The 25,859-nt window shown below is 63.2% G+C and carries 20 protein-coding genes; 9 read left to right on the top strand and 11 right to left on the bottom strand.

Annotated elements, in window-relative coordinates; all coding sequences use genetic code 11:
* Positions 1–26 precede the first annotated feature (26 nt).
* The 5 genes from GJ699_RS28020 to GJ699_RS28000 all read right to left on the bottom strand — a co-directional run bounded on the left by GJ699_RS28020 (position 27) and on the right by GJ699_RS28000 (position 4,897).
* Positions 27–1,334: an APC family permease gene (locus GJ699_RS28020; protein ID WP_154382675.1), complete on the bottom strand. Its 1,308-nt coding sequence runs from the start codon at positions 1,332–1,334 to the stop codon at positions 27–29.
* A 150-nt stretch (positions 1,335–1,484) separates the two neighbouring features.
* Complete coding sequence (gene hppD, locus GJ699_RS28015; protein ID WP_154382672.1) at positions 1,485–2,558, bottom strand: 4-hydroxyphenylpyruvate dioxygenase; 1,074 nt, start codon at positions 2,556–2,558, stop codon at positions 1,485–1,487.
* A complete protein-coding gene (phhA, locus tag GJ699_RS28010; protein WP_154382670.1) occupies positions 2,542–3,390 on the bottom strand; it encodes a phenylalanine 4-monooxygenase in 849 nt (282 codons plus the stop codon). Before phhA ends, hppD begins: the two co-directional genes overlap by 17 nt.
* Complete coding sequence (locus tag GJ699_RS28005; protein ID WP_154382668.1) at positions 3,391–3,693, bottom strand: 4a-hydroxytetrahydrobiopterin dehydratase; 303 nt, start codon at positions 3,691–3,693, stop codon at positions 3,391–3,393.
* 31 nt (positions 3,694–3,724) lie between these two features.
* Positions 3,725–4,897, bottom strand: a complete 1,173-nt coding sequence (locus GJ699_RS28000; protein WP_154382666.1) for an amino acid aminotransferase — start codon at positions 4,895–4,897, stop codon at positions 3,725–3,727.
* Between the two features lie 133 nt (positions 4,898–5,030).
* On the opposite strand from GJ699_RS28000, the gene GJ699_RS27995 reads away from it, so the two are divergent.
* The 4 genes from GJ699_RS27995 (at position 5,031) to GJ699_RS27980 (ending at position 10,790) form a co-directional block, all read left to right on the top strand.
* Positions 5,031–5,549 carry an Lrp/AsnC family transcriptional regulator gene (locus tag GJ699_RS27995; protein ID WP_371867693.1) on the top strand — a complete coding sequence of 173 codons (519 nt, stop codon included), beginning with the start codon at positions 5,031–5,033 and terminating at the stop codon, positions 5,547–5,549.
* 260 nt (positions 5,550–5,809) lie between these two features.
* Positions 5,810–7,315, top strand: a complete 1,506-nt coding sequence (locus tag GJ699_RS27990; RefSeq protein WP_154382662.1) for a DUF3369 domain-containing protein — start codon at positions 5,810–5,812, stop codon at positions 7,313–7,315.
* Positions 7,316–7,406: 91 nt separating this feature from the next.
* Positions 7,407–9,869: a TonB-dependent receptor plug domain-containing protein gene (locus tag GJ699_RS27985; protein WP_154382660.1), complete on the top strand. Its 2,463-nt coding sequence runs from the start codon at positions 7,407–7,409 to the stop codon at positions 9,867–9,869.
* 9 nt (positions 9,870–9,878) lie between these two features.
* Positions 9,879–10,790, top strand: coding sequence for an SAM hydrolase/SAM-dependent halogenase family protein (locus tag GJ699_RS27980; RefSeq protein ID WP_154382658.1), 912 nt, complete (start codon positions 9,879–9,881; stop codon positions 10,788–10,790).
* Here GJ699_RS27980 and GJ699_RS27975 read toward each other — a convergent pair whose 3' ends face one another.
* Positions 10,791–11,363, bottom strand: a complete 573-nt coding sequence (locus GJ699_RS27975; RefSeq protein ID WP_154382657.1) for a hypothetical protein — start codon at positions 11,361–11,363, stop codon at positions 10,791–10,793.
* A 155-nt stretch (positions 11,364–11,518) separates the two neighbouring features.
* On the opposite strand from GJ699_RS27975, the gene GJ699_RS27970 reads away from it, so the two are divergent.
* Complete coding sequence (locus GJ699_RS27970) at positions 11,519–12,298, top strand: alpha/beta fold hydrolase (RefSeq protein ID WP_154382655.1); 780 nt, start codon at positions 11,519–11,521, stop codon at positions 12,296–12,298.
* On the opposite strand, the gene GJ699_RS27965 is transcribed toward GJ699_RS27970, so the two are convergent.
* The 3 genes from GJ699_RS27965 to GJ699_RS27955 all read right to left on the bottom strand — a co-directional run bounded on the left by GJ699_RS27965 (position 12,299) and on the right by GJ699_RS27955 (position 15,590).
* Positions 12,299–14,242 (bottom strand): GAF domain-containing sensor histidine kinase, encoded by a 1,944-nt coding sequence (locus GJ699_RS27965; protein WP_154382653.1) that lies wholly within the window; start codon positions 14,240–14,242, stop codon positions 12,299–12,301.
* Positions 14,243–14,379: 137 nt separating this feature from the next.
* Positions 14,380–14,922, bottom strand: a complete 543-nt coding sequence (locus GJ699_RS27960) for an FxDxF family PEP-CTERM protein (protein ID WP_154382651.1) — start codon at positions 14,920–14,922, stop codon at positions 14,380–14,382.
* A gap of 170 nt (positions 14,923–15,092) precedes the next feature.
* Positions 15,093–15,590, bottom strand: coding sequence for a hypothetical protein (locus tag GJ699_RS27955; protein WP_154382649.1), 498 nt, complete (start codon positions 15,588–15,590; stop codon positions 15,093–15,095).
* A 77-nt stretch (positions 15,591–15,667) separates the two neighbouring features.
* Between GJ699_RS27955 and GJ699_RS27950 the strand changes: the two genes are divergently transcribed.
* Together GJ699_RS27950 and GJ699_RS27945 are read left to right on the top strand one after the other, a co-directional pair.
* Positions 15,668–16,738, top strand: a complete 1,071-nt coding sequence (locus tag GJ699_RS27950; protein WP_154382647.1) for a porin — start codon at positions 15,668–15,670, stop codon at positions 16,736–16,738.
* 581 nt (positions 16,739–17,319) lie between these two features.
* A complete protein-coding gene (locus GJ699_RS27945) occupies positions 17,320–17,712 on the top strand; it encodes a hypothetical protein (protein ID WP_154382645.1) in 393 nt (130 codons plus the stop codon).
* A gap of 3 nt (positions 17,713–17,715) precedes the next feature.
* On the opposite strand, the gene GJ699_RS27940 is transcribed toward GJ699_RS27945, so the two are convergent.
* Together GJ699_RS27940 and queC are read right to left on the bottom strand one after the other, a co-directional pair.
* A complete protein-coding gene (locus GJ699_RS27940; protein ID WP_154382643.1) occupies positions 17,716–20,769 on the bottom strand; it encodes a sensor domain-containing diguanylate cyclase in 3,054 nt (1,017 codons plus the stop codon).
* Positions 20,770–21,477, bottom strand: coding sequence for a 7-cyano-7-deazaguanine synthase QueC (queC, locus tag GJ699_RS27935; protein WP_154382641.1), 708 nt, complete (start codon positions 21,475–21,477; stop codon positions 20,770–20,772). It abuts the gene before it with no gap.
* Positions 21,478–21,568: 91 nt separating this feature from the next.
* On the opposite strand from queC, the gene GJ699_RS27930 reads away from it, so the two are divergent.
* Both GJ699_RS27930 and GJ699_RS34795 read left to right on the top strand, forming a co-directional pair.
* On the top strand, positions 21,569–23,422 hold the full coding sequence (locus GJ699_RS27930) for an autotransporter assembly complex protein TamA (protein WP_154382639.1): 1,854 nt from the start codon (positions 21,569–21,571) through the stop codon (positions 23,420–23,422).
* Positions 23,422–25,859: AsmA family protein (locus GJ699_RS34795; RefSeq protein WP_503826200.1), on the top strand; the 2,438-nt coding region annotated here is incomplete at its 3' end. The genes GJ699_RS27930 and GJ699_RS34795, both read left to right, overlap by 1 nt.

Here is a 25,859-nt window from a genome sequence, read left to right as displayed (position 1 = left end):
TTGGAAATGAAGAGAAAAACAAATCTTTAGCTGGCCTCGTGCCGGCGGCGCGCCAGATACACGATCGCGCCCAGCACCGACCATCCGGCCAGTAGCGCATAGGGACGCCAGTCCGAGTCGAAGCCGATAATCAGGATCAGCACCGTCATCACCGCGCCGATCACGGCGCTGGTCAGCACCGTGTTGCGGCTCAGCGAAAAGCCATCGCACAACTGCGGCTGGGTTTTCAACACCACGCGCGCGGACAGGCAGATGCAAAAGTACTTGATCAGGATCGGCACATTAATCGCCAGGAACAGGAAAGTCAGCTCGGTGGGCAGCAGCAGCCCGCCCACCGCCAGCGCGAATACCGCGATGCAGGCGACGTGCGGCGAATTCCAGCGTGGATGCACCTTGGCGAAAGCCGGCGGCAGCGCACCGCTGCGGCCCATCGCAAACAGGCTGCGGCTGAACACCATGAAGATCGCGTTCATCGACTTGGCAATCGCCAGCACCGCCGCAAACACCACCAGCGGCGTGCCATACGGTCCCATGGCCAGCTTGGCGGCATCGACGATCGGCGCTGGGCTCTCGCCCAGTACCGTGGCGCCAACCAGTCCGAGGCTGGTGCCAGCCACCGCCAGATACACCAGCACCGCAGTGCCGATCGACAGCAGGATGCCGGTGCCGACGGTCTTGCGGCTGTCGGCAATTTCGTCACCCAGCTCAGTCGCGGACTCGATACCGTAGAAAAGATTAATCAGCAATGGCACCGCCGCCACCACACCCGCCCAGCCATGCGGCAGCAGTGGTTCCAGATGCGCCGACTGCCACTGACCGCTGGCCGCACCACAGGCGCAGAACACCGCGAACAACACCAGCAGCCCGGCCATCATCAGCTTCTGCACATTCGCCGCCACGCCAACGCCAATCAGATTGGCAATCAACAGCAGCAGGAAGGCAGCGAACATGGTCGGCTTGACCGGCACCGGGATCAGCATCGACAGATAGCGCGTCAACACCAGCGCCAGGATCACCAGCGCGCCGGCGTTACCGGCGATGCGCAGCCACGAAACGCCAAAGCCGACGGCAGGATGAAGAAAGCGGCGCGGCCATTCGTAGGAAGCGCCGGAGGTCGGCAGCACGCTGCCCATGAACGCATAGGCCACCGCGATAAAGCCCATTGGAATGGCGGCGATCAGCACCGCCAGCAGCAGGCCGGGACCGGCCATCTTGGCGGCCGCGCCCAGCGCGGAAAAGATGGACACCCCCATAGCAGTACCGAGACCGAGGGCGACCACGCCCCACAAATCCACCCGACGACGCAATGCCTGATTGCCTGTTGCCTGAGCCATGCCACCTTCCATTGATGTACATATGATGAGCCATTATAAACAACAAAATGTTCAGGCTTTAAACTTTTTGTTGCAGCCAATGGATGGTGTGGCCAGAATGCAAAAAGCCAGCAAGGTCACCCCTGCTGGCTTGGCATATTGCGGTGGCGTTCAGGCGTTAATGACGCCGCGCTTCAGCTGGTCACGCTCGATCGATTCGAACAGCGCCTTGAAGTTACCTTCGCCAAAGCCGTCATCGCCTTTGCGCTGGATGAATTCAAAGAACACTGGACCCAGCTGGGTCTCCGAGAAGATCTGCAGCAGCAGGCGTGGCTTGCCGCCTTCGGTGCTGCCGTCCATCAGCAGGCCGCGCGCCTGCAGCTGCGCCACATCTTCGCCGTGGCCTGGCAGTCGGCTTTCCAGCATCTCATAGTAGGTCGCTGGTGGTGCGGTCATCAGCGGCACACCGGCTTCGCGCAGCGCGTCGATGGTGGTGATCAGGTCATCGGTCAGCATGGCGATGTGCTGGATGCCTTCGCCATTGAACTGCAACAGGAACTCTTCGATCTGGCCGCCGCCCGCCTTGCTCTCTTCGTTCAGCGGAATGCGGATCATGCCGTCCGGCGCGGTCATCGCGCGCGAGGTCAGGCCGGTGTATTCGCCCTTGATGTCGAAGTAGCGGATTTCCTTGAAGTTGAACAAGCGCTCGTAGAAGCCGGCCCAGTAGCTCATGCGGCCACGATAGACATTGTGGGTCAGGTGGTCGATGATCTTCAGGCCGTGGCCGACCGGATGGCGGTCCACGCCGTCGATGAATTCGAAGTCGATATCGTAGATCGACTGACCATCTTCAAAGCGGTCGATCAGGTACAGCGGCGCGCCGCCGATGCCTTTGATGGCCGGCAGACGCAGTTCCATCGGGCCGGTTGGAATCTCCACCGCCTGTGCGCCCAGCTCCAGCGCGCGCGCGTAAGCCTGGTGCGAATCCTTGACGCGGAACGCCATGCCGCAAGCGGCGGCGCCGTGTTCGGCCGCGAAGTGCGCGGCATTGCTGCGCGGCTCACTGTTGATGATGAAGTTGATGCCGCCTTGGCGGTACAGGGTCACGTCCTTGGAGCGGTGCTTGGCCACCTTGGTGAAGCCCAGCTTTTCGAAAACCGGCTCCAGCACGCCCGGCGTCGGCGACGCGAATTCGACGAATTCAAAGCCCATCAGGCCCATTGGGTTCTCAAACAAGTCTGCCATTATTTTTCCTTAGAGTTGGGTGGTGGTAGTGAGAGGTGCCGCGCGACAGCACGCTGTCCTGCGGCAGAATCATGCCGGGCTCCAGTTCGGACTGTCCCTGCACGCGGTCGTACAGCGGGGCAAAGTCGGTGTGTGCCAGGCTTAAAAGTTCTTCCAGATTGCGGATGACGAAATAGGTTTCCTGGAAATCGTCGATGCGGTAGCGCGTGCGCATCACGCGTTCCAGATCGAAGCGGACGCGGTTGGGTGAGCTGTCGTCGAGCGCAAAAATCGATTCGGTGTAAGAAGACACGATGCCGGCGCCATACAGGCGCAAGCCATCGCGCTGTTCGACCAGGCCGAATTCCACCGTGTACCAGTACACACGCGCCAGCAGATCGAGCACGCCCAGCTCCTTGGCGCGCATGCCGCCGGCGCCGTAAGCCTGGATGTAATCGGCAATCACCGGATGCATCAGCAGTGGCACGTGGCCGAAAACATCGTGGAACACATCCGGCTCCTGCAAATAATCCAGCTGATGCGCGCCACGGATGAACTGCCCGGACGGGAAGCGGCGGTTGGCCAGGTGCTCGAAGAACACCTCATCCGGCACCAAGCCGGGCACCGCCACCACCTGCCAGCCGGTGTGGCGCATCAGCACCTCGCTCAGCTCTTCAAAGTTGGGGATGCGGTCGGCGGCGATCGGCAGCTCGCGCATGCCGGCCACGAATTCATCGCAGGCGCGGCCCGGCAGCAGCTTGGTCTGGCGCTCGTAGAGCGTCTTCCAGACCTGGTGCTGCTCCGGCGTGTAAGCCTGCCAGTTTTGGTCTATGGTCCAGTCGTGATTACGCATTTACGCCTGCTGATAGCGACGGAAGGCTTGGTTGGCCGCTTCAGCCAGCACAAAATCGCGCAGCGTCAGGCCGCTGGCGTCATGCGTGGTGAAGGTGACGCTGACCTTGTTGTACACATTCGACCATTCCGGATGGTGGTTGTGTTTTTCCGCCGCCAGCGCCACTTCGGTCATGAAAGCGAAAGCCTGAACGAAATCGGCAAACACAAACTGGCGGTGGATGGCCAGACCCTGCGCATCCAGATTCCAACCCGGCACGGTGGCCAGTGATTGCTGTACAACGGTGGGATTGAGTTTTTCCATGATGATCACCTGCGTTAGGGTTACGATACGATTACGATAGCGCTGCGATAGCTTGTGCCACATACGGCAGCACATCCTTGGTCAGGGCGGCCACACACAGGCGCCCCGTTTCGATCAGATAGACGCCATGCTGCTGGCGCAGCGTTGCCACCTGCTCGGCACTCAGCCCGGTAAAGCTGAACATGCCCTGCTGCTTTAATAGATAGTCCCAGTCGCGCTGCGGCGCAAGCGTATTCAACTCCTGATGCAGCAATTCGCGCATGGTGCGCATGCGGTTGCGCATCTGCGTCAGCTCCTGCTCCCACTGCGCGCGCAGCGCCGCGTCGCCCAGCACGGAGGCGACAATGCGGCTGCCGAAGGTCGGTGGACTGGAATAGTTGCGACGCACGGTCAGCTGCAATTGGCTCAGCACCGTGGCGGCCTGGCGCGCGTCGGGACAGGCCACCTGCAAGGCGCCGCAACGCTCGCCGTACAGCGCGAAATTCTTGGAGAAGGAGCTGGCCACCAGCAGCGGAATACCCAGATCGTGGAAGTGGCGCACCACGAACGAATCGCCATAGATGCCGCGCCCAAAGCCCTGGTAAGCCATGTCGAAGAAGGGAATCAGGCCGCGCTGGCTGAACAGATCCGCCAGCGCGCGCCACTGCTCATCGCTGAGGTCAGCGCCGGTCGGATTGTGGCAGCAGCCGTGCAGCACCACCACGTCGCCGGCGGGCAGCGCGTTCAGCGCGTCGCACATGGCGTTGAAGTCGACACCCTTGGTCTGCGGGTCGTAATACGGATAGTCGCTGACCGGGAAACCGGCGCCGCTGAAGATCCCCCAGTGGTTGTCCCAGGTCGGGCGGCTAAGCCAGACGCGCGCCTGCGGGAACCAGTCGGCCAGGAAGTCGGCGCCGATGCGCAGCGCGCCCGAGCCTCCCACGGTCTGGATGGTGGCGATGCGGCTGGCATCGGACGCGCCGAACAGCAGCGCGCGCGCCTGCGCGCGGTAGTCCTGCAATCCCTCCATCGGCAGGTAGGGATGCGATGCCTGCTGCAGTTGGGCCTTGGCCGCCGCCACCGACGCCATCATCGGCAACTGCCGGTTGTCATCGAGGTAGACGCCGATGCTCAGATTGACTTTGCGCGGGTGCGTATCCTCGGCAAATTGGGCGTTCAGTGACAGGATCGGGTCACCCCGAAACAGGGCTACATGCTGGAACATCGGCGTCCTTCTGCGGCGGTTGAAAGGTGCAGAAAGCTTAGCTGTGACGCCACGATTAAAGCGCCCGAAATACTCCACGTTTTATATAATTGATGCACATTTTGTGCATGGTTTCGCTAATTGGAGAAGAATTGTGTCGGCAATCACCGTGGATCGCTTTGATTTGCAGCTGTTGAAGGAGTTGCAGCTGGATGGGCAGGCTACCAACCAGGGGCTGGGCGACAAAATCCACCTATCGGCCTCGCAGGTCAGCCGCCGCATTTTGCGCCTGCAGGAAGCCGGCGTGATCGACCGCTACTGCGCGCTGATCGATCCTTCCGCCATCGGGCTGGATGTGATGGCCTTTACCGAAGTCTCGCTGGTGCACCACCACGCCGCCGCCGGCGGCCAGTTCGAGCAGGAGATCGCCCGGCTGCCGCAGGTGCTGGAGTGCTACACCCTGGCCGGCAGCGCCGACTACCTGCTGCGCATCGTCGCTGCCGACCTGCGCGCGCTGTCGGATTTCATGACGCGCCACATCCTCAGCATCCAGGGCGTGGCCAACGTCAAATCCACCATCACCCTCCGCCGCATCAAACAAACCAATGTGCTGCCGCTCGACCACGTGCTGCAACCGCCCGAAAGCAAACGCAAGATTCAGTTCACCAGCTAAGCGATCTGTCACATCCGGCGCAAAATCTGCAACAAATTTAGTTTAGTGATAGCAATATTGCCAAAAACGAAGTATTGTTGAGCGTGCACATAAGCGTTACTGAAGACTAACGCTGCGCCGTCGCAAAATATCGCGTCGTACAATCTTTGCAGCCGAGTGTTGTGCGTAGCAGCAGGAATATTTATTGCCTGTTGTTAATGGCTGTAGGTAAGACTACAATCGAGTGTCATCTTGCTGAAATAACTGCGGAAATTGTTCATATGTCATTCTTGTCTTCTGCTGCGCCCAAGTTAGCACCGTGGAAAGTCCTGTTGGTCGACGATGAGCCGGACATCCACGACATCACCAAACTGACACTGAGCCGTTTCCGCCTCGATGGCCGCGCGCTCAGCTTTGTGCACGCCTACAGCGGCGCCGAGGCCAAGGAAGTGCTGGCGCGCGAGACCGACATCGCGCTGGTGTTCCTGGACGTGGTGATGGAAAAGGAAGACAGTGGCCTGGAAGTGGCGCGCTGGATGCGCGAAGACCTCAACAACCAGTTCACCCGCATCGTGCTGCGCACCGGCCAACCCGGCCAGGCGCCTGAAGAACGTGTGATCGTCAATTACGACATCAACGATTACAAGGAAAAGACCGAGCTCGACCGCACCAAGCTATTCACCACCACCTTTGCCGCGTTGCGCGCCTATCGCGACATCATGAAGGTGGAGGAAGCCCACCGCGCCCAGAGCAATTACCGCGAAGGGCTGGAGCGCGTGATTTCCGCCTCCGCCCACATTTTCCGCCAGCGCAATCTGAAAGACTTCGCCAACGGCCTGCTGCAACAGGTGGTGGCGCTGCTGCGTCTGGAACACAGCATGCTGCTGCGTCTGCGTGGTGCTACCGCTATCAGCGGTCAGAACGATTACGAAATCCTGGCCCAGATCGGCGACGAAGACGGCACCCTGCTGACCGCCGAAGTGCTGGCCCAGCTGGACCAGGCCAAGAGCAACCAGATCTCGCGCGTGCAAGGCGACACCTACATCGGCTACTTCCCCAACGCCAGCGGCAAAGCGTCGCTGCTGGTGCTGAAAGGCGTGGAAGAAATCTCCGAGATCGACACCAAGCTGCTGGAAGTATTCTGCTCCGGCGTCGCCATCGCCTTCGACAACATCCTGCTGAACCAGGAAATCACCGACACCCAGGCCGAGCTGATCCTGCGCCTGGGCGACGTGGTGGAATCGCGCTCCAACGAAGCCGGCAACCACGTGCGCCGCATGGCCGAGGTATGCCATATGCTGGCGCGCGAAGCTGGCCTGCCGGACGATGAAGTGGCGGTGCTCGGCCACGCCGCGCCTATGCACGACATCGGCAAGATCGCCACCCCGGACGCGGTGCTGCTGAAACCCGGCAAGCTGGATGCGGCCGAATGGGAAATCATGAAGCAGCACCCGACCGTCGGCGCCTCCATCCTGGACGGCTCGCAGCGTCCGATCCTGAAGGCGGCGGCGGTGATCGCCCACCAGCACCACGAAAAATACGACGGCACCGGCTACCCGCAGGGGCTGAAGGGCGAAGAGATCCACCTGTACGCGCGCATCGTCGCCGTGGCCGATGTGTTCGACGCGCTGATGCACAAGCGCTGCTACAAGGAAGCCTGGCCGATCGAGCGCGTCACCGAGTATCTGCGCGAGGTGGCCGGCAAGCATCTGGACCCGCTTTACGTCGATCTGCTGATCAAAAACATCGACCAGGCGCTGGCCATCAACGAACGCCTGCCAGACTGAGGTTGCTCTCGCATAAGCATATACACAATTGTTCGTAGGAACTAGATTTCCTTGCTCGTAAGATCGTAGTTTGACCTAGCAAGGAAATCGCATGCCTCACACTCGCCCCACCCTGCGCCTCAGCTCCCTGGCCTGCGCCCTGCTGGCCGCGCTGCCGGCGGCTCAAGCGCAAACCCAGGACAACAGCGGCGACAACGCCGCCGCCATCGACCAGGTCACCGTAGTCGGCTCGCGCGCCCGCAACCGCACCGTGTTCGACTCCGCCGTGCCGATCGACCGCTTTGGCGCGCGTGAAGTCGAGAACGCGCTGTCCAGCGGTGAAGTCGGCGCCGCCCTGCAGGCGCTGTCGCCATCGATTAACTTCGCCCGCATCGAATCCAGCGGCGCCTCCGACTCGGTGCGCGGCATCCAGCTGCGCGGCCTGGCGCCCGACCAGGTGCTGGTGCTGATCAACGGCAAACGCCGCCACGCCAGCGCCGTGCTGGACACGGAAAGCAGCTTCGCCGGCACCGTGCCGGTCGACATCAATGCGATTCCGCCCGGCGCCATCGACCACATCGAAATCCTGCGCGACGGCGCCGGCGCCCAATATGGCAGCGATGCCGTGGCCGGCGTCATCAACATCGTGCTGAAGCAGCAGCGCACTGGTGGCTCGGCCTCGGTCAGCTACGGCGCCAACCACACCGACTTCAAACCCACCAACGAGAAGAAGACCGACGGCCAGACCAAGATCGTCAACGCCGACTACGGCATTCCGCTGGGCGATTCCGGCTTCCTGCGCTTTGGCGCCGAAAGCCGCAGCCGCAACCCGACCCAGCGCGCCGGCTTCAGCGACGCCGGCTGGACTTCGTGGAACTACACGCCAGCCGATCAGGCGCTGGACGGCAAGGTGGTGTTCAAATCCGGCGACTCGCAATCGCACAACAGCTACGCCTTCTACAACGCGCTGCTGCCGCTGAGCGACAGCGTTGAACTGTATTCCTTCGCCACCGGCAACCAGCGCAAGTCGGATGGCAGCGCCTACTTCCGCTATCCGGGCGACCCGACCAATGTGGCAGCGATCTATCCGAATGGCTACCGCCCGGTCACGCATGGCGACAGCAGCGATGTCAGCGTGGTGGCCGGCGTGCGTATCGCCAACGACGGCTGGAACTGGGACATCAGCGCCCGCCACGGCGGCAACATCTTCCGCTACGACGTCAGCAACTCGCTGAACGCCTCGCTGGGCGCGGCCAGCCCGACCAGCTTCCACCTGGCCACCTTCGACTACCGCCAGGACGCGCTGAACGCCGACGTCACGCGCGAACTGAACATCGGCGTGCCGCTCAACCTGGCGCTGGGCGCCGAGTACAGCCACGAGACCTACGTCAGCTCGCCAGGCGACGCCGCCTCTTACGCCGCCGGCGCCTATACCGACGCCTCGCCGGGCGCGCAAGCCGGTCCCGGCCTGCGTCCGCAGGATACGTTTGACGGCAGCCGCAACCAGCGCTCGGTCTACGTCGACCTTGAAAGCGACCTCAGCAAGCAACTGCTGGTGGGCGTGGCCGCGCGCTACTCGGATTACAGCGACTTCGGCAACGCCAGCACCGGCAAGCTGTCGGCGCGCTACAAGTTCAGCGACAACTTCCTGCTGCGCGGCTCGCTGTCGAACAGCTTCCGCGCGCCGGCGCTGGTGCAGACCGGCTTCCGCTTCTCCACGCTCAACTTCAACAGCGACGGCACCGGCCTGCAAACCGCCTCGCTGCTGCCGGCCAGCGATCCGCTGGCACAGGCGTTTGGCGCGCAGGCGCTGAAGCCGGAGAAATCCACCAACCTGTCGCTGGGCCTGGCGTGGAAGCCGGCGCGCAACACCAGCTTCACGCTGGACGGCTACCGCATCAAGATCAAGGACCGCATCACCCGCACCAGCGACCTGCAAAGCGACGCCGTCACCGCCTACCTGGCCAGCATCGACCGCAGCGACATCCAGTCGGTGGCCTACCTGGCCAATCTGCTGGACACCACCACCACCGGCCTGGACGCGGTGCTGAACCACGACCTCAGCTTCGCCGGCGGCAAGCTGGATCTGAACGCCGCGCTCAATCTGAACCACACCAGCATCGACAGCGTGCACCAGAGCTCGGCCGCGCTGCAGAAAATCGACTCGTCGCTGACGGTGCTGACCAACGAAAGCCTGTTCCGCATCCGCAACGCCTCGCCCAAAAACAAGCTGGTGCTGAGCGCCGACTGGCAGGCCGCGCAATGGAGCTTGCTGGCACGCGCCACCCGCTTCGGCAAGCTGATGGACTTCTCCTACGATGAAAACGCCGAAGTCATCGACGGCGTCCACGCGCAGCGCTTTGCCGCCGTGTGGACGGTGGATCTGGAAGCGCAATACAAGCTCACCAAGCAGCTGACGCTGGCACTGGGTGCGGACAATCTCTTCGACCGCTACCCGAGCCGCGTGCGCGAAACCAACGATGCCACCTACGGCGGCGCCCTGCCCTACAACTTTATCAATCCGATCGGCGTCAATGGTGCATATTTCTATGCACGCGCCCGTTACACCTTCTAAAAGGACACCATGAAAAAACTGTTTACCGCTCTCTGCATCAGCGCCGCACTGGCGACCGCCGCCGGCTCGGCGCAAGCCGCCTCCGCGCTGGTGCTGCAAACCGACTTCGGCACCTCGGACGGCGCCGTCTCCGCCATGCGCGGCGTCGCCTACGGCGTCGACCCGAAGCTGACCGTGGCCGACCTGACCCACAACATTCCCGACTACGACATCTGGATCGGCGGCTACCGTCTGTTCCAGACCGCTAACTACTGGCCGGAAGGCACGGTGTTCGTGTCGGTGATCGATCCGGGCGTCGGTACCACCCGCAAATCGGTGGTGCTGAAGACCAAGGCCGGCCGCTACTTCGTCGGCCCGGACAACGGCCAGTTCACGCTGATCGCCGAGCGCGACGGTGTGGCCGAACTGCGCGAGATCGATGAAAAGGTCAATCGCCTGCCGGGCTCGGGCGAGTCCTACACCTTCCACGGCCGCGATGTGTATGCCTACGTCGGCGCGCGCCTGGCCTCGGGCGCCATCACCTATGAGCAAGTCGGCCCGCAGTTGCCGAGCGAATCGGTGATCAAGATCGATTACCAGAAAGCCGTCAATAACAATGGCACTTTGCGCGGCATCGTGCCGGTGCTGGACGTCAAATACGGCAACGTCTGGACCAATATTCCCAAGCAGCTGTTCGCCCAGCTGGACGTGAAGGAACACGACCTGCTGCAGGTGCGCATCTTCCACAACAAAAAGCTGGTCAACACCGTGGTGGCGCCGTTCGAGCACACCTTTGGCGGCGTCGGCAAGGGCAAGCCGCTGGTCTATCTGAATAGTCTGCTGGACGTGTCGATCGCCCTCAACCAGGGCAACTACGCGGCCAAGAACAAGATCGAATCCGGTGTGGATTGGGAAGTGGAAGTCAGCAAGGCGAAGAAATAATCAGCGCCGGTCTTCGCCATTTTTGATCATGCGCTCCAGGCTGGAGCGCAGCGATTTCAGCGCCTGAGTGGCGGCCTCCAGCTGGCGGTCGTCCTCGGCGCGCTGCGGGTCGCTCGACACGGTGGGCACCACGCCAGCCGCGTCGGCATCGGCCGATGCCTGTTGCTCGGCATAAGCGTTGCGGCCCTCGCTATAGACGTCGGAAGTTTCGTTTTCCGCCGATGGCACGCTGGTGTCGGCTGACATAGAGGTGGCATCCGGCAAGCCGGTTTCGGAGGATGCCTGCAGCACGCCAGCCGCCTGTTTCAACTGGCTGCCCAGCTGTTTCAGCTGTTGCAGCACCGCCTTGGCATCCTTGCCGCCAAACAGCATCAACATCCTGCGCAAGGCCTCGATCTGCTCCTTGATTTCCTTCACACGCTGCCGCGCCAGTGCCTTCTGATCCAGATCGGTGCGGCTGGACAGCTGATCGATCGCCTCGGCGTTCTTGCGCGCGTTCTCCATCTGCTTTTGCAGCAGTTCCAGATACGCCTCGCCACTGGTGGCGGAATAGTTGGTGGAAATGGAGAGCATGATGGCACTCGCGAATAGAGACTTGGTCATCTATAACAGGCGACTGGCGCGACCGTTTCGTTAAACTGGTAGATGCCGGCACTGGTCTTTGGGGAGATAAAAAGCACAACATTGCTTGTTAGCATAGCCCTTCCCTATCTGAAAGGACTCTGCCCATGAAAACCGCCTCTGTCCGCCTGTCCCTGCTGGCCGCCACGCTGGCCGCCCCGCTCGCGTTTGCCGCGCCCACCAAACCCACCGTGGTGCTGGTGCACGGCGCTTTTGCCGATTCCTCCAGCTGGGATGGCGTGGTCGCCAAGCTGGAACAAGATGGTTATCCGGTGATCGGCGCCGCCAATCCGCTGCGCAGCGTCAAGGGCGACGCCGCCTCGGTGGCCGCGGTGGTTAAAAGTGTCAACGGTCCGGTGGTGCTGGTCGGCCACTCGTACGGCGGCTCGGTGATCAGCGCCGCCGCCAGCGGCGCCGACAACGTCAAGGCATTGGTCTACGTCGCAGCGTTCGCGCCGGAAGCTGGCGAAACCGCAGTTGGCCTGTCCGGCAAATTCCCCGGCAGCACGCTCGGCCCGACCTTGGCACCGCCGGTCGCGCTGGCCGATGGCGGCAAGGATCTGTACATCCAGCAAGACAAATTTCCCCAGCAGTTCGCCGCCGACGTGCCGGTCGCCAAGGCGCGCCTGATGGCGGCCGGTCAGCGCCCAATCACCGACGCCGCGCTGAACGAAGCCTCGCCGGCGCCGGCCTGGAAGACCATCCCGTCGTGGTTCATCTACGGCAAGGCCGACAAGAACATCCCGGCCGCCGCGCTGGACTTCATGGCCAAGCGCGCACAGTCCAGGCAGACCGTGGTGATCGCCGGCGCCTCGCACGTGGTGATGACCTCGCACCCGGCCGAAGTGGCCAAGCTGATCGAGGCGGCCGCCGCCAGCGTCAAATAATCACTTGCGCTTGACCTTGGGGAAGCGCAGCTTGTAGTGCAGCCCCATGCCCGGCGCGCTGACCACTTTCACCGTGCCGCCCAGCGCGCCGGTCACCAGGTTGTACAGGATGTGTGCGCCAAGGCCGCTGCCGCCGGAGCCGCGCTTGGTGGTGAAGAAGGGATCGAACAGCTGCGCCAGCGTGGCGCTGTCCATGCCGACGCCATCATCGCTGTAATCGAACTCGACATTGTCACCCTCGACCTTGCCGGTGATGGTGATCTTGCCCGACTGCCCTTCCTCGAAACCGTGCACCAGCGAGTTGACCACCATATTGGTGACAATCTGCGAAATCGCGCCGGGGAAACTGGCCATGTTGATGTGCTCGTCGCACTTGATGTCGATCACGATCGGCTTGCCCTTCAGCTTGGGCTGCAGCGACAGCAACACTTCGTCCAGATACTTGCGCAGATTGAAGCTGCGGATATCGTCCGACGACTGATCCACCGCCACCTGCTTGAAGCTGCGCACCAGCGCCGCCGCGCGCTGGGTATTGGTGGTCATGATTTTCAGCGACTGGTCGATGATGTCGAAGAACTGGTTCAAGCCATCCTCGTCCAGCGCGCCGTTGGCCAGATCCTCGCGCGTCAGTTTCAGCTCCTCCACCAGATGGCTGGTGGCGGTGACGCAGATGCCGAGCGGGGTGTTGATCTCGTGCGCGACGCCGGCCACCAGCCGGCCCAGCGAGGCCAGCTTCTCCTGCCGCACCAGCTCGCCCTGCGCATCCTTCAGCGAGGTCAGCGCGTTTTCCAGCGCCGCGTTTTGCTGCTCCAGCGTTTCCTTGGCCTGACGGATTTGACGATCGGCCTGCATGCGCGCGATCGCCACCGCGACGTGGCTGGCCATGAAGGCCAGGATGTCGAGGTCGGCCTGGGTATAGCACACGCTGTCGTCATAGCTTTGCACGATGATCACGCCGTAAGCGTGGTCGCCCAGCAGCATCGGCGCCCCCATCCAGCTGGCGATCTCGACATTGCCCAGCGGATGCTGCATCTCGCCGCTGTCCACCAGCGCCTGGAAGCCGACGCGGTCCAGCAGCATCGCCTGCTTGCGCTGCAGGATGTATGAGGACATGCCGATGCCGTAATCGAAGCGCTTGACCGGCGCTATCTCATCCTTCTCATCGACAAAATAGGGAATGCTGATTTCCTGGGTATCCGGGTGATACAGCGCCATCAGGAAATTCTTGGCCGGCACCAGCTCGCTGATGATCTGGTGCAGCCGCAGATTGAGACGGCTGCCGCCGGTAGCGGTGGCCGACAGATTGGCCAGCTCGTACAGCGCGCGCTGGATGTTTTCGGCACGGCTGCGCTCGGCCACCTCGTGCTGCAGCTGGGCGGTGCGCTCGCGCACCGCGCGTTCCAGCCGGTCCACGCTCTGCAAGCCCTGCAGCGCGCTCGACACATGATTGGCGATCAGCTTGAACAGCGCCTGATCTTCCTCGCCGAAGGTATGTTCCTTGTCATAGCTCTGGATCACCACCGCGCCCAGCACCTGGTGGTCCTGGTCCAGCAGCGGACAGCCCATCCAGTGTTCGGCCACGGTACCGATGCCGAAACCGGCGTTGTCTTCGCGTTTGGAATGGTGTTCGGCGGCGGTCATCACCATGCTCTCGCCGCTCAGCAGCACCGCCACCGTGGGCGATTCGCCAGCCACCAGTTCAAAGTATTCTTCGCGCGCCGGCGGATCGTCGAGCTCGTCGACAAAGTACACAAAGCGCACCAGGTTGACCGGGCCATCCTGACGCGACAGCGCGACAAAGAAGTTGGCGGCATACATGATGCGTCCCAGCGCCGCGTGCACGGCCTGCAGGAATTCGCTGATATCGGTACAACTGCTGGATTTCTGCCCGATTTCGAGCAGCACGTTTTGAACGGCTTCCAGCCGGGTGAGACGACTTTCCATCGGTTTTCCTATGTCCTTTAGATGCGCATAGGAAATACTAGCAGGTCCGGTACGGTCTGGGCCAGTAACTTGCTTGATACTGCGTCAGCCGGGTAGCGCGCACTCCCCGGTCGACGCAATCCGCGCAGAGCGGCTAGTTACGCAACATCCTTACGCTTGCGACGCGCGGCCAGCGCACCCACCAGGCCCAAGCCCCCCAGCAGCATGCCGTAGGTCGCCGGTTCCGGCACCGCGGTCACGGTAACGCCACCGCTGTAAAGACTGGCCGAGCTCGACAGTACAGTACCGCTGACCAACAGGAAATAGCTGCCGGCTGACAGCGTACCCGAGCTCAGCTCCCACTGGTCAACCTTGCCGGTCGACAACAGGGTACCTTTCAACACCTGGCCATCCGCGTTGAACAGGCTCAGGCCCAAAATATCCAGGCCGCCGTTCACGGTACTCGACAACGACGAGACATCAGCATAAATCGTGCTGGCCGAGCTCAGGGTGAAGTTGTAACGCTCGCCAAAGGTATTGCCGGTGTTGTTACTGGTGAACAACGTCCCAAAGATGCTACCACCACTGGTCACATCCAGCGGCGTGTCCGCTTTGCTGATGTCGGCCGCCATCGCGCCCTGAGCCAACAATGCTGCGCCCGCCACCACCACTGCACCTACGATGCGTTTTGCTGTTTTCATTAAAACCTCCCTGTAAATATAAGAAAAACGGTGTAAAAACACCGTCGAGGAGGTTCTGAATTTATCAGCCGAGCTGTTCAAAACAGGGGGCGCACGATTGAGTGTTACATCCCCTTACACGTTTATTTAACGAAATCTTAATTCTGTTCAAGTATTCGAGCTTCCAAGAACTAAGCCGCCGCCGGCTTCTTGAAACCGTTTTCTATCCATCCGGAAGCGGAAGTTGCATTCAGTTTAAAAGTTGGTGCCACCCTTACCTGTGCCAGCTGCTCACCGTACTGATCGAACGCGCTCAGCATCGCGTAGGGGTCGTCCTCGTCCGGGGTGATGTCCAGGCAAACTTTGACCGGACCATCGTCGGTGCCGACCGTGACGTTTTTGTGCAACTGCGCATGCAGTTGCTGCTCGTGGCGGCGGATCACCTCATTGGCGGTCTTGACCAGCGTGTTGAAGGCGTTGACGTCCAGCGGTTTCGGATTCTTCTTGTCGCGGCCCATGGTCCAGGGGCCGACCAGCGCCGGTTCCGGCTCGCCATCCTTGATCATCGCCACCGCCCAGCCATCATCATCCTCGTTCTTGATGACGCGCGCGGTCCAGCCATTGCCTTGCCACAAACGGTCTTGTTGCACCAGGCCATCATCGTCTGCATCGGGGTAGTCATTACTCATACTTATGAATGTGTCGAAAGAAAGTCGGGGCTGGAATAATAAGCGGCTCGCAGCGTAACAACAATAGGAACCCGGCAATGAAGTGCAAGATCATCCCCGCCCTGCTGACCGTTTGCAGCGGTCTCGCCTGCGCCCAGAGCGACGTCACCCTGTACGGCCGCCTCAACGTCGGCCTGGAAAGCCTGCAGAACGATGACCAGCGCGTTGCGCGGTTGAGCAACAACCGCTCGGTGCTGGGCTTCAAAGGCAGCGAAGATCTGGGCGGCGGCACCCACCTGATTTTCCAGATCGAAGGCACCTTGTCGCCCGACACCGGCGCCGGCAGTCCGGCCGCGCGCGACACTCGCGTCGGCCTTGAAGGCGCGGCCGGCACCCTGTTCGCCGGCAACTGGGTCACCCCGTACAACGGCGCCACCGCCGGCCTCGACCCGTGGTATCCGACCACCGCCGGCTACATGAGCATCATGGGCAATGGCGCCGGTGCTACCGTCAACAACACCAGCGACACCTCGTCCTTCGACCGCCGCCAGCAGAACAGCCTGCACTACTGGACGCCGCTGTGGAATGGACTGCAGTTGCGGCTGGCGCAAGGGCTGAGCGAAGAACGTCCGGCCAGCGGCGCCAAACCCGCGCTGAGCTCCGGCGCGCTGGTGTATGAACAGGGAGCGTGGTACGCCAGCGCCGCCTACGAGCGCCACCACGAATACCAGGGCGTCGGCCTGAACGACAGCGGCGCCAAACTGGGCCTGGGCTACCGCTGGGGCGACACCCGCCTCGGCCTGGCCGCCGAGCGGCTGCGCTACGAAACCGCGGCCGGCACCTTGACGCGCAACGACGCCTACCTATCGCTGACCCAACAGATCGGCCGCCACGCCATCAAACTCGGCATCGGCCACGCCGGCGACGGCGGCGGCAGCGCGCCGGACGGCACCACCATCGGCTTCGCGCGCAAGGGTGCCGACACCGGCGCCAGCCATTACACGCTGGGCTACGACTACACCCTGTCCAAACGCAGCGCCGTGTACGCCTACTACAGCCACATCCACAACGAGCGCAACGGCGTCGTCGACTTCGCCATCAACAGCCTCGGCGCCGAGCCCGGCGCGACATTGAAGGGCGTGGTGCTGGGACTGCGTCACAATTTCTAAAGACAAACAAAAAGCCCGCAATACAAGCGGGCTTTGTCTTTTACCGACAGCAACAACTCTAGCAAGTGATACAAGGCGGCCGCTCGGCAATAGGCGGTTTCAGCGGCGTGACGCGCGGATCGATGGCGGGCTCAGGCATCTGATAGCTGAACGGCGTAATGATAATAGGCGGTATCGTGGGCGGCGCCGAAGGCGGGCCTTTAGGGCCACCGCCGGACAGGCGCTGGGCGCTACGCTGGCGCCGTATACATTTCGGTGCCGAAGGGATCGATTGCCCCTCGCTCATTGCTAGCCAAGCCATGTTCATGTCCTCCATGAGCCAGTGAGATTATCAGTTTAGACCACCATATCTTTAAATCAAGGACTTAAATCCGGGGTCAGGTCCATCATTTCTACACGGGCTCTGCTGTGGCGGTCGCCACAGCAGAGCCCGTGTAGAAATGATGGACCTGACCCCGGATTTGCACCGCCTGTGCCGCGATTTTGCCGGTCTGTCGCAATCCGATGGTTGCTGAGGCAGCGCGCCGATACAGTTCGATCATGCCAAACGGCATTCGATAACAAACACATCGGGGTACGCCATGAACATCAACGCAAAAAAACTGGTCTTCGCAGCCTTCATTTTCCTGCTCGTCATTGCCGTCTGGCAGTCGGTGCTGGGCGACACTATGCACATCAATATCGATGGCGATGAATTCGACGGCCCGCTGGGCGCGGTGCTGAGTGTGCTGTTTGGCGGCGCCGGCATGCTGCTGGCCGGCCTGATCATGACCTGTGTGGGGATTTTCCTGTGTGTGCTGTTCGCCAGCCTCGGCGTGCTGGCGGTGGCCGGTGTGGCGCTGGCGGCCACCATCGTGCTGGCGGTGATCTCGCCCCTGCTGCTGCCACTGCTGATTCCGTTCGCGCTGTACTGGCTGCTGGTCAGCCGCCCTCGCAAGCAACGCCTGCAAGCGACGCTGCAACAGCCGGTCTAAGTTTCAATCGGAAGCGGCCGGGACTTGAAGCCCCGGCCGATCCGCCTCGACATCCATCAGTTCCACCCGGTTGCGGCCGCCACGCTTGGCGCAGTACAGCGCCTGATCGGCCCGGCTCAGCGCGGACGCACCACCCGGTGCCTTGCCGCCCAGCGCCGCGATGCCGATGCTGACTGTGACCTTCAGCACCAAGCCATCATCCAGCCGCATCGGCGTCTGCTCCACCCGCAGCCGCAGCCGCTCGGCAAACACCGCCGCCGCATCCAGCGCGGTGCCCGGCAACAGCAGGGCAAATTCCTCGCCGCCGATGCGGCCCAGCATGTCGATCTTGCGCTGGCTGTCGCGCATCACGTCGGCCAGCTGGCGCAGCACGGCATCGCCGGCGGCGTGGCCGTATTCGTCGTTGATGCGCTTGAAGTGGTCGATGTCCAGCAGCAGCACGGCGGCGCAGGCGCTGATGTCGCGCTGCAGCCGGCCCTGTTCCTCATCCAGCCGGCCCATGAATTCGCGCCGGTTCGGCAACCCGGTCAGGAAGTCGGTGGTGGCCAGCACCCGCAGCTCGTCGTTCATGCGACGGCGCTCGGTGATGTCCAGCGTCGAGACGATGACGAAGTCCAGGCTGTGCGTATGGCCCGGCATCACCAGCAGCGTCAGTTCGTTCAGGCGCGCCACGCCGTCCAGCCGTTCGAAGCTGCCCTCGCAGGCGTAGAAGTGCTGGCCCTGCGCCAGCGCGGTCAGCGCGCGCGCGAAATTGGGCATGGCGGCGGCGTCGAAATTCTGCGCCAGCGTCAACGCCGACATGTCCTTGCGGCCGGACGGCGCCGCCACCTGCTCCAGCGCCGCCGCATTGCAATCGACGATGCGCACCAGCGATGCCAGCCGCCGCAGCTGGCTGGGGTTGGCCTGCAGGTAAGCGGCCAGGTCGTCGATGCCGGACAGTTCCAGCTCGGCCAGCGCGCCACGCACCGCCGACCAGTCCTGCTCCCACAGCGCCACCGGCGCGTGGTCGTACAGGCTGCGGAAGCGCGCTTCACCGGCGCGCAGCGCCACCGCAGCCTGCGCCTGTTCGATGGCGATGCCGGCCAGCCGCGACGCCTGTTCGATCAGCGCGATATTCGCCAGGCTGGGCAAGCGCGCATCGCGGTGGTAAATCGCGAAGGTGCCCAGCACCGCGCCATTGGTGCTGACGATCGGATCGGACCAGCATGACCCCAGCCGCGCCTGCAGCGCCAGGTCGCGATGCTCGGCCCACGACGGCGCGTTGCGGATATCTTCGACGATCACCCGGCTGCGCGAGCGCACCGCGTCGCCGCAGGCCCCCAGGCCGCTGTGGATCGATTTGCCATGCACGGCGGCGTTGAAGAAGGCCGGCAGGCTGGGCGCCGCACCCACCAGCAGATGCTCGCCCTGCTCGTCCAGCAGCAGCACGCTGCACAACATGTCCTCATTGGCCGCCTCGACGCCGGTGACCACGCTCTCCAGGATGGTTTGCAGCGGTGCGCCGGTGGCCAGCAGTTCCAGCACATGACGGCGGGTCTGCTCGCGCTGCTCGATCTGGGTACGCTCGGTGATGTCGCGGAACGACCAGATGCGCGCCGGCTCGCTGCCCAACTGCAGGCCGCGCGTGTGCTTTTCGATCACGCGGCCATCCTTCAGCAGCAGCACTTCCAGCTCCTCGGTCAGCGGCATGCCGCGCTGCAGTCCGGGCAACGCCAGTTGCGCCGGCTCGTCCAGCCGCAAGCCGCAATCCGGATGGCGCAGCTGCGCACACATATGCTCCATCAACACCGCGCCGTCGCTTTGCCAGTCCAGGTATTCCGGCACATTCCACAGTTCGCGGAAGCGGCGGTTGGAGTTCAGCACCGTGCCGCGCAGATTGTCGACCAGGATGCCGTCAATGGTGGAGTCCAGAATGCTGCGCAACACCGCCTGGCTGCGCTGCGCGCTGTCGGCCACCACCATCAGCGTAGTCTGGCCTTCCTTCAGTTCATCGGCCAGCGCGCGGCTGCGTTCCAAAGCCCGGCGCGCACGCACGCGGCCGCGCGCCAACAACCAGGTCAACCACGTCAACAAGGCGCTCAGCGCCACCCCGAACAGCACGATCTGCTGCGCCCTGTCGCTGCGCGCAGACGCTACCGTCGGCAGCATCGAAATGCGCAGCGTCCAGCGATGGTTGGCGATGCTGATCTGCTGGCGCGTGGAACGCAGCCGCTGGCTGGCATTCGGCACGCTGTCATACATCAGCGCCTCCGGCGTGATGGCATCGCCGTCATACACTTCGATATCCAGCGCGGCGGCGCGCGGCCCGCCCAGACCGGCCATCAGATCGCCGGTGCGGAACGGCGCATACACCCAGCCGTTGATGGCGGCGCGGCGTTCGGCCAGGCTGCCGGTCGGCTGCGGATGGTTATACACCGGCAGCACGACCAGGAAGCCGGCTTGCGGCTGCGTGCCGGTTTCCTGCACCAGCCGGATTTTCGCGCTCATGGTCGGCTGGCCGGAGTCGCGCGCCTGTTCCAGCGCAACGCGCCGCTGCGGCTCGGAAGCGGCATCGAAGCCGAACGCGCGGCGATTGTTTTCGTTGAACGGTTCAAGGTAGACGATGGGCGCGTACCACGGCCGCGTCCCGTCCGGGAACATGTGATAGTCGGGATAACCCTGGCGCCGCACCAGCGCTTCATGCGGCGCGACTTGCTGCTCCCCCACCAGCTGCATGTAGCCGACACCATGCACGCCGGGGAAATGGCGGTTCAGTTCCTGCCCGGTGAGGTAGGTGCGGAACTCGTCGCGGTCGACTTCCCGCGAGCTGGCGAATAGTCCCTGCACGCCGTACAGCGCCTGCACATAGGTTTGCATGCGCTGGTCCAGATTATTGACCAGCTCACGCACCCGGCCATCGAAATCGGCCTGCGCGTCCTGCTCGGCGTCCGCCGTGGCGCTATGCCACAACAGCGCCGTCACACCCAGGCAGCCACTCAGCACCAGCACTGGCAGGACGCCCGGCGAGAGCAGATCCTGCAGCAGGCGGCGCAGCCGTGCCGGGGTGTGAGTGGGCATTTACACCTCGGCGCCCACAAACTGCCGATAACCACGCGCCCGCAGCGCACAGGCCGGGCAGGTGCCGCAGCCATACCCCCAGTCGTGCAGCGCGCCGCGCTCACCCAGATAGCAGGTGTGGGTGCCGTCGCGGATCAGGTCCACCAGCGGCTGGCCACCCAGTTCCATGGCCAGTTCCCAGGTCTGCTTTTTATCGCGCCACATCAGCGGCGTCTCCAGCTTGAAGCGGGTGTCCATGCCGAGATTGAGCGCCACCTGCAGCGCCTTCATGGTGTCGTCGCGGCAGTCCGGATAGCCGGAGAAGTCGGTCTCGCACATGCCGCCCACCAGCACCGTCAGGCCACGCCGATAGGCGACGGTGGCAGCCACCGTCATGAACATCAGGTTGCGGCCGGGGACAAAGGTGTTGGGCAGGCCGTTGGCCTGGGTTTCGATCGCGATGTCGTGGGTCATCGCGGTGTGCGAGATGGCCGAAATCAGCGACAGGTCGATCATATGGTCTTCGCCCAGCCTGGCGTTCCAGCCGGCGTTGTGCTCGCGCAGGCTTTGCAGCAGCTTGGGACGCACGGTCAATTCAACGGCGTGACGCTGGCCGTAATCGAAACCGATGGTTTCAACGCGCGCGTAATTTTTCAATGCCCAGGCCAGGCAGGTGGTGGAGTCTTGACCTCCGCTAAACAGGACCAGGGCGGAATCGGTAGGCAGCATAGTTCTTTCCAGATGAAGCAATATTATTAGTACGCCATCTTTTGGGGCAATCCGGTAACATGCACATTAGCGTACACCTTGATGGAGTCTCATGTTACCGGCATCGCCAGCAAAAAAACGGACAGGATCACGAATTTTGGCACAAGTTGTGACAAAAGGGTCCGCCTGCCTGGTTGCGGCCCTGCTGGCCACGCTGGCGCAGGCCGCCGATGGGCTCAAATACGAGGTCCGCATCGATGCGCCCAGCGAGGTGCGCGCGCTGCTGGAGCATAACCTGGACCTGGTGCGCTTTAGCGGCAACGAGCGCATGGACCGCGAACAGCTGCAACGCCTGGTGCGGGTGGCGCCGGAGCAGATCCGCACCCTGGTGGCCACCGACGGTTACTATTCGCCGGTGGTGAGCGCGACCTTCGACCGCGAGGCTGCCGCGCCGGTGGTGCAGGTCAAGGTGGAGCCGGGCGAGCCGGTGCGGGTCGGCGAAATCGATCTGCAGCTGGAGGGCTTCACCGCCAATCTCGATCAGCCGTCCACCCAGCGTTTTGACGTCGAGGCGCTGAAGGCCGGCTGGCCGCTGAAAAAAGGCGAGGTATTCCGCCAGGAGAACTGGGAGTCGGCCAAGCGCGCCATTCTGCGCTCGGTGGTGCAGACGCGCTATCCGCGCGCGCAACTGGTGGACAGCCAGGCCACGGTGGACCCGGAACTGCATCAGGCCAATCTGCGGGTGGTGATCGAGAGTGGGCCGGAGATGCGCTTCGGCGAATTGCGCATCGAAGGCCTGAAGCGCTATCCGGCCTCGGTGATCAGCAACCTGAATCAGATTCATGCCGGCGACTACTACAGCGAGGCGGCGCTGCAATCGTATCAATCGCGCCTGCAGGACACCGGCTACTTCGCCAGCGTGGAAGTCAGTGCCGACACCAGCGCGATTCTGAACGAGCAGCTGGACGCCGCCGCCAGCACGCCGCAGCAGAATGCCAACGCGCCGATGGCGCCGTTGCCGCTGCTGGTGCGGGTGGTCGAGAACAAGCGCAAGAACGTCAGTGCCGGTCTGGGTTATTCCACCAACACCGGTAACCGCGCCTCGCTGACCTATGACGATCTGTCGGTATTCGGTCTGCGCATGAAAACCGCGCTGACGATGGAGACCAAGAAGCAGACCTTCACCAACAACTTCTACTTCCCGGTCACGCCGGACGGCTACAACGACAGCATCGGCGCGTCGTTCGAGCGCACCGACGTCTCGGGCGAAGTGACCAGCGTGGCCAGCATCGCCGGCAAACGCACCTGGGGCACGGCGCTGCAGGAGCGCAGCCTGACGCTGGAGCTGCTGACCGAGACCAAGACCATCGGCGGTATCCCGTCCAGCCAGAGCAAGAGTTTGCCGCTGACCTATGGCGTCACCTGGCGCAAGCTGGATAATCTGCTGTTCCCGACCAAGGGCTATGCGCTGAACGCGCAGCTGGGCGGCGCGCTGCTGCCGGTGCTGACCGACGAGGCGTTCATTCGCGGTTATGCGCGCGGCGTGGCGTATCTGCCGCTGGGCGCCAGTTCGAATGCGATCTTCCGCGCCGAGCTGGGGGCACTGGCGTCGCGCGACAAGGACGGCGTGCCGTCCACCTATCTGTTCCGCGCCGGTGGCGATCAGTCGGTGCGCGGTTATGGCTATCAGGAGTTGGGCGTTTCGGTGGACAACGCGATTACCGGCGGCCGTTATCTGGCCACCGCCAGCGCCGAGTATCAGTACTGGTTCAAGCCGCAGTATGGCGCGGCGGTGTTCTACGACGCGGGTAATGCCGGCGATACCTTCAACGCCTTGCGTCCGAAGTCGGGCTACGGCGTGGGTGCGCGCTGGAAGAGTCCTGTGGGGCCGATCAATGTCGACGTGGCGTACGGCCACGCGGTGCATAAATATCGTTTGCATTTCTCGCTGGGGTTCACGTTCTGATGGCTGACCAACAAGACACTCCTCAACCTGTCGTAGCTGTCGTCGCACGCCGTCGCTGGCCGCGCCGGGTGGCGATCGGCTTTGCCGTGCTGGTGGCGCTGCTGTTTGGCGCGTTCTGGCTGCTGGGGCGCGAGTCGACCTTGCAGCAGCTGGTGCAGCGGCTGTCCAATGCCAGTGGCGGGCAGATTGCGGTCACTGGGGTCAGCGGCTCGCTGTACCACCGCATGCATATCGATAAGCTGGTGTATCGCGACAAGGGTACGGTGGTGACGGCGGAGCAGATCGATATCAACTGGTCGCCGTTGCAGTATTTTTCGGAGGGGCTGACCATCAGCGAGCTGCATGCGCGCAGTTTGACGGTGTTGAGCACCGGGCCATCGGAGCCGTCGAAGATGCCAGCGTCGCTGGCGTCGCCGATCAAGCTGAGTATTTCGGATGGGCGGCTGGATAAGCTGACCATCAGCAGCGAGACCGGCAGCGATGTGATCGAGCGCCTGCGCTTCAAGCTTGATGGCGACCGCGCGCGCTGGCAGTTGCGCGATGCGTCGGCACATACGGCGTTTGGCGATATCACCGCCGAACTGTCGATCGCCGGCGCCAAGCCGTTTGCTTTGCAGGGCAAGGCATCGCTGGCCTATGGCGATGCTGCTGCGGCGCGGGTGGCGGTGCAGGCCAGCGGCGATCTGGCGCTGTTGCAGCTGAAGTTGCAGGCAGCGGCCAACGGCGCGAGCGGCGAGGCCGCGCTGGCGCTGGCGCCGTTCGACGCCATCATCCTGCGCGCCATCGACCTGACCGGCCGCGATCTCGATCCCGCCGGCTTCGACGCCACCTGGCCGCAGGCCAAATTCAATCTGAAGCTGACTGCCGCCATCGCCAAGGATCAAAAGCTGTCCGGCCAGTTCGCCTTGCTCAACCAGGGCAAGGCCGGTCCACTGGATCAGGGTGCCCTGCCGCTGCAAGCCTTCAGCGGACGCCTGGACGGCACGCTCACCGCCTCGCTGCTGGACAACGTGCTGTTGGACCTCGGCCCGGCCGGCAAATTCACCGGCGGCGGCAAGGTAGACCGCAGCGGCCCGGAAGCTGGTATCGACAGCGCCAACTTCAAGCTGCACACCGACCGTCTGGATCTGAAAAACCTCCACACCAGCATCAACAAAACCGCCGTCGCCGGCGACATCGCGCTGGCCAGCACGCCGAAACAGCAATCGCTGAACGCCAGCCTGTCCGACAAGGGCTTGCGTCTCGACCTGCAAGCCACGCTGGCCGACGCGCTACTGCAGCTGCATCAGGTCCGTCTGCAGGCGAAGAAAGGCAGCATCACCGCCACCGGCAAGGCCAGTCTGAAAGACAAGCAGGAATTCAGCGCCAAGCTCACCGCCGATCATTTCGATCCATCCGCGCTGGGCGCCGGCTACCCGATTGCGGATCTGAACGCGGACATCAACGCCAGCGGCGCGCTGTCGCCGGCGTGGCAGGTGGCGGCGGGCTTCCAGATCAAACCGAGCAAAATCGCGGGACAGCCACTCACCGGCAACGGCAAGCTGAATGCGGACGCTAAGCACATCAGCGGCGTGGATGCGCACCTGTCGTTGGCGCAGAACACGGCCGACATCAGCGGCAATTTCGGCGCGCCGGGCGAGCAGTTGCGCTGGAAGGTCGATGCGCGCCAGCTGTCGGCCATCAGCAGCGATCTGCTCGGTGCCATCACCGCCAGCGGTGCGCTCAGCGGCAGCATGGAAGCGCCGCGCAGCAGCTTTGAGGCCGATGCGCGCGGGCTGGCGTTTGCCTCGGCCAAGCGCCCGTCAGACAGTGTGTTGCACGCGGCTGGCGATGTGGCTGTGGTCAAGGGTACGCCGGAGCTGAAGATGAATGGCAGCCTGCAGCGATTGAATCCCGCATCATTTGGCGCGGCGCAGGCGGGGTCGGTCAATGCCACGTTCAGCGCGGAGGCGCGGTTGGCGCAGGATTGGCGCGCCAGCGTGAATCTGGATTTGCAGTCGTCCACGTTTGCCAACGCGCCGCTGTCTGGCTATGCGAAGCTGACCGCGACCAAGGGCGCGATCAGCAATGCGGATGTGGATCTGCATCTGGCGTCGAACAGCCTGCAAGCCAAGGGCAGTTTCGGCAGCGCGCTGGATAAGCTGGAGTGGAAGCTGGATGCGCCGCAACTGGGTGCGCTCGGGCCGCAGTTCGGCGGCGCGCTGCAAGCCAACGGCACGTTGTCCGGCACCAGCGCGCGGCCGGCGCTCGCACTCACGCTCAACGGCAGCAAACTGCGCGCGCCGGGCCAGCAGGAAATCGGCACCATCCACGGCACCGCCACGCTCGGCAACACGATAGCGATGTCGTCCAGCGCGGGCGGCGCGGCGATGGCGACTGATGCCACGCGCGGCCGGGCCGCAGCGGGCGATGCAGCGCTGGGGCGCGCGGCGGCAGG

This window comes from Duganella guangzhouensis, assembly GCF_009674535.1.
In the GTDB taxonomy this organism is placed as follows: domain Bacteria; phylum Pseudomonadota; class Gammaproteobacteria; order Burkholderiales; family Burkholderiaceae_D; genus Rugamonas; species Rugamonas guangzhouensis.
Note: the sequence above shows the minus strand (reverse complement) of the source record. Positions and strands in the feature narration are given on the sequence as shown.

Bases quoted from the DNA above. Each gene is read 5' to 3' on its own strand.
- GJ699_RS28020 (WP_154382675.1), bottom strand. From the start codon at position 1,334: ATGGCTCAGGCAACAGGCAATCAGGCATTGCGTCGTCGGGTGGATTTG.
- hppD (WP_154382672.1), bottom strand. From the start codon at position 2,558: ATGGCAGACTTGTTTGAGAACCCAATGGGCCTGATGGGCTTTGAATTC.
- phhA (WP_154382670.1), bottom strand. From the start codon at position 3,390: ATGCGTAATCACGACTGGACCATAGACCAAAACTGGCAGGCTTACACG.
- GJ699_RS28005 (WP_154382668.1), bottom strand. From the start codon at position 3,693: ATGGAAAAACTCAATCCCACCGTTGTACAGCAATCACTGGCCACCGTG.
- GJ699_RS28000 (WP_154382666.1), bottom strand. From the start codon at position 4,897: ATGTTCCAGCATGTAGCCCTGTTTCGGGGTGACCCGATCCTGTCACTG.
- GJ699_RS27990 (WP_154382662.1), top strand. From the start codon at position 5,810: ATGTCATTCTTGTCTTCTGCTGCGCCCAAGTTAGCACCGTGGAAAGTC.
- GJ699_RS27985 (WP_154382660.1), top strand. From the start codon at position 7,407: ATGCCTCACACTCGCCCCACCCTGCGCCTCAGCTCCCTGGCCTGCGCC.
- GJ699_RS27980 (WP_154382658.1), top strand. From the start codon at position 9,879: ATGAAAAAACTGTTTACCGCTCTCTGCATCAGCGCCGCACTGGCGACC.
- GJ699_RS27975 (WP_154382657.1), bottom strand. From the start codon at position 11,363: ATGCTCTCCATTTCCACCAACTATTCCGCCACCAGTGGCGAGGCGTAT.
- GJ699_RS27970 (WP_154382655.1), top strand. From the start codon at position 11,519: ATGAAAACCGCCTCTGTCCGCCTGTCCCTGCTGGCCGCCACGCTGGCC.
- GJ699_RS27965 (WP_154382653.1), bottom strand. From the start codon at position 14,242: ATGGAAAGTCGTCTCACCCGGCTGGAAGCCGTTCAAAACGTGCTGCTC.
- GJ699_RS27960 (WP_154382651.1), bottom strand. From the start codon at position 14,922: ATGAAAACAGCAAAACGCATCGTAGGTGCAGTGGTGGTGGCGGGCGCA.
- GJ699_RS27955 (WP_154382649.1), bottom strand. From the start codon at position 15,590: ATGAGTAATGACTACCCCGATGCAGACGATGATGGCCTGGTGCAACAA.
- GJ699_RS27950 (WP_154382647.1), top strand. From the start codon at position 15,668: ATGAAGTGCAAGATCATCCCCGCCCTGCTGACCGTTTGCAGCGGTCTC.
- GJ699_RS27945 (WP_154382645.1), top strand. From the start codon at position 17,320: ATGAACATCAACGCAAAAAAACTGGTCTTCGCAGCCTTCATTTTCCTG.
- GJ699_RS27940 (WP_154382643.1), bottom strand. From the start codon at position 20,769: ATGCCCACTCACACCCCGGCACGGCTGCGCCGCCTGCTGCAGGATCTG.
- queC (WP_154382641.1), bottom strand. From the start codon at position 21,477: ATGCTGCCTACCGATTCCGCCCTGGTCCTGTTTAGCGGAGGTCAAGAC.
- GJ699_RS27930 (WP_154382639.1), top strand. From the start codon at position 21,569: ATGTTACCGGCATCGCCAGCAAAAAAACGGACAGGATCACGAATTTTG.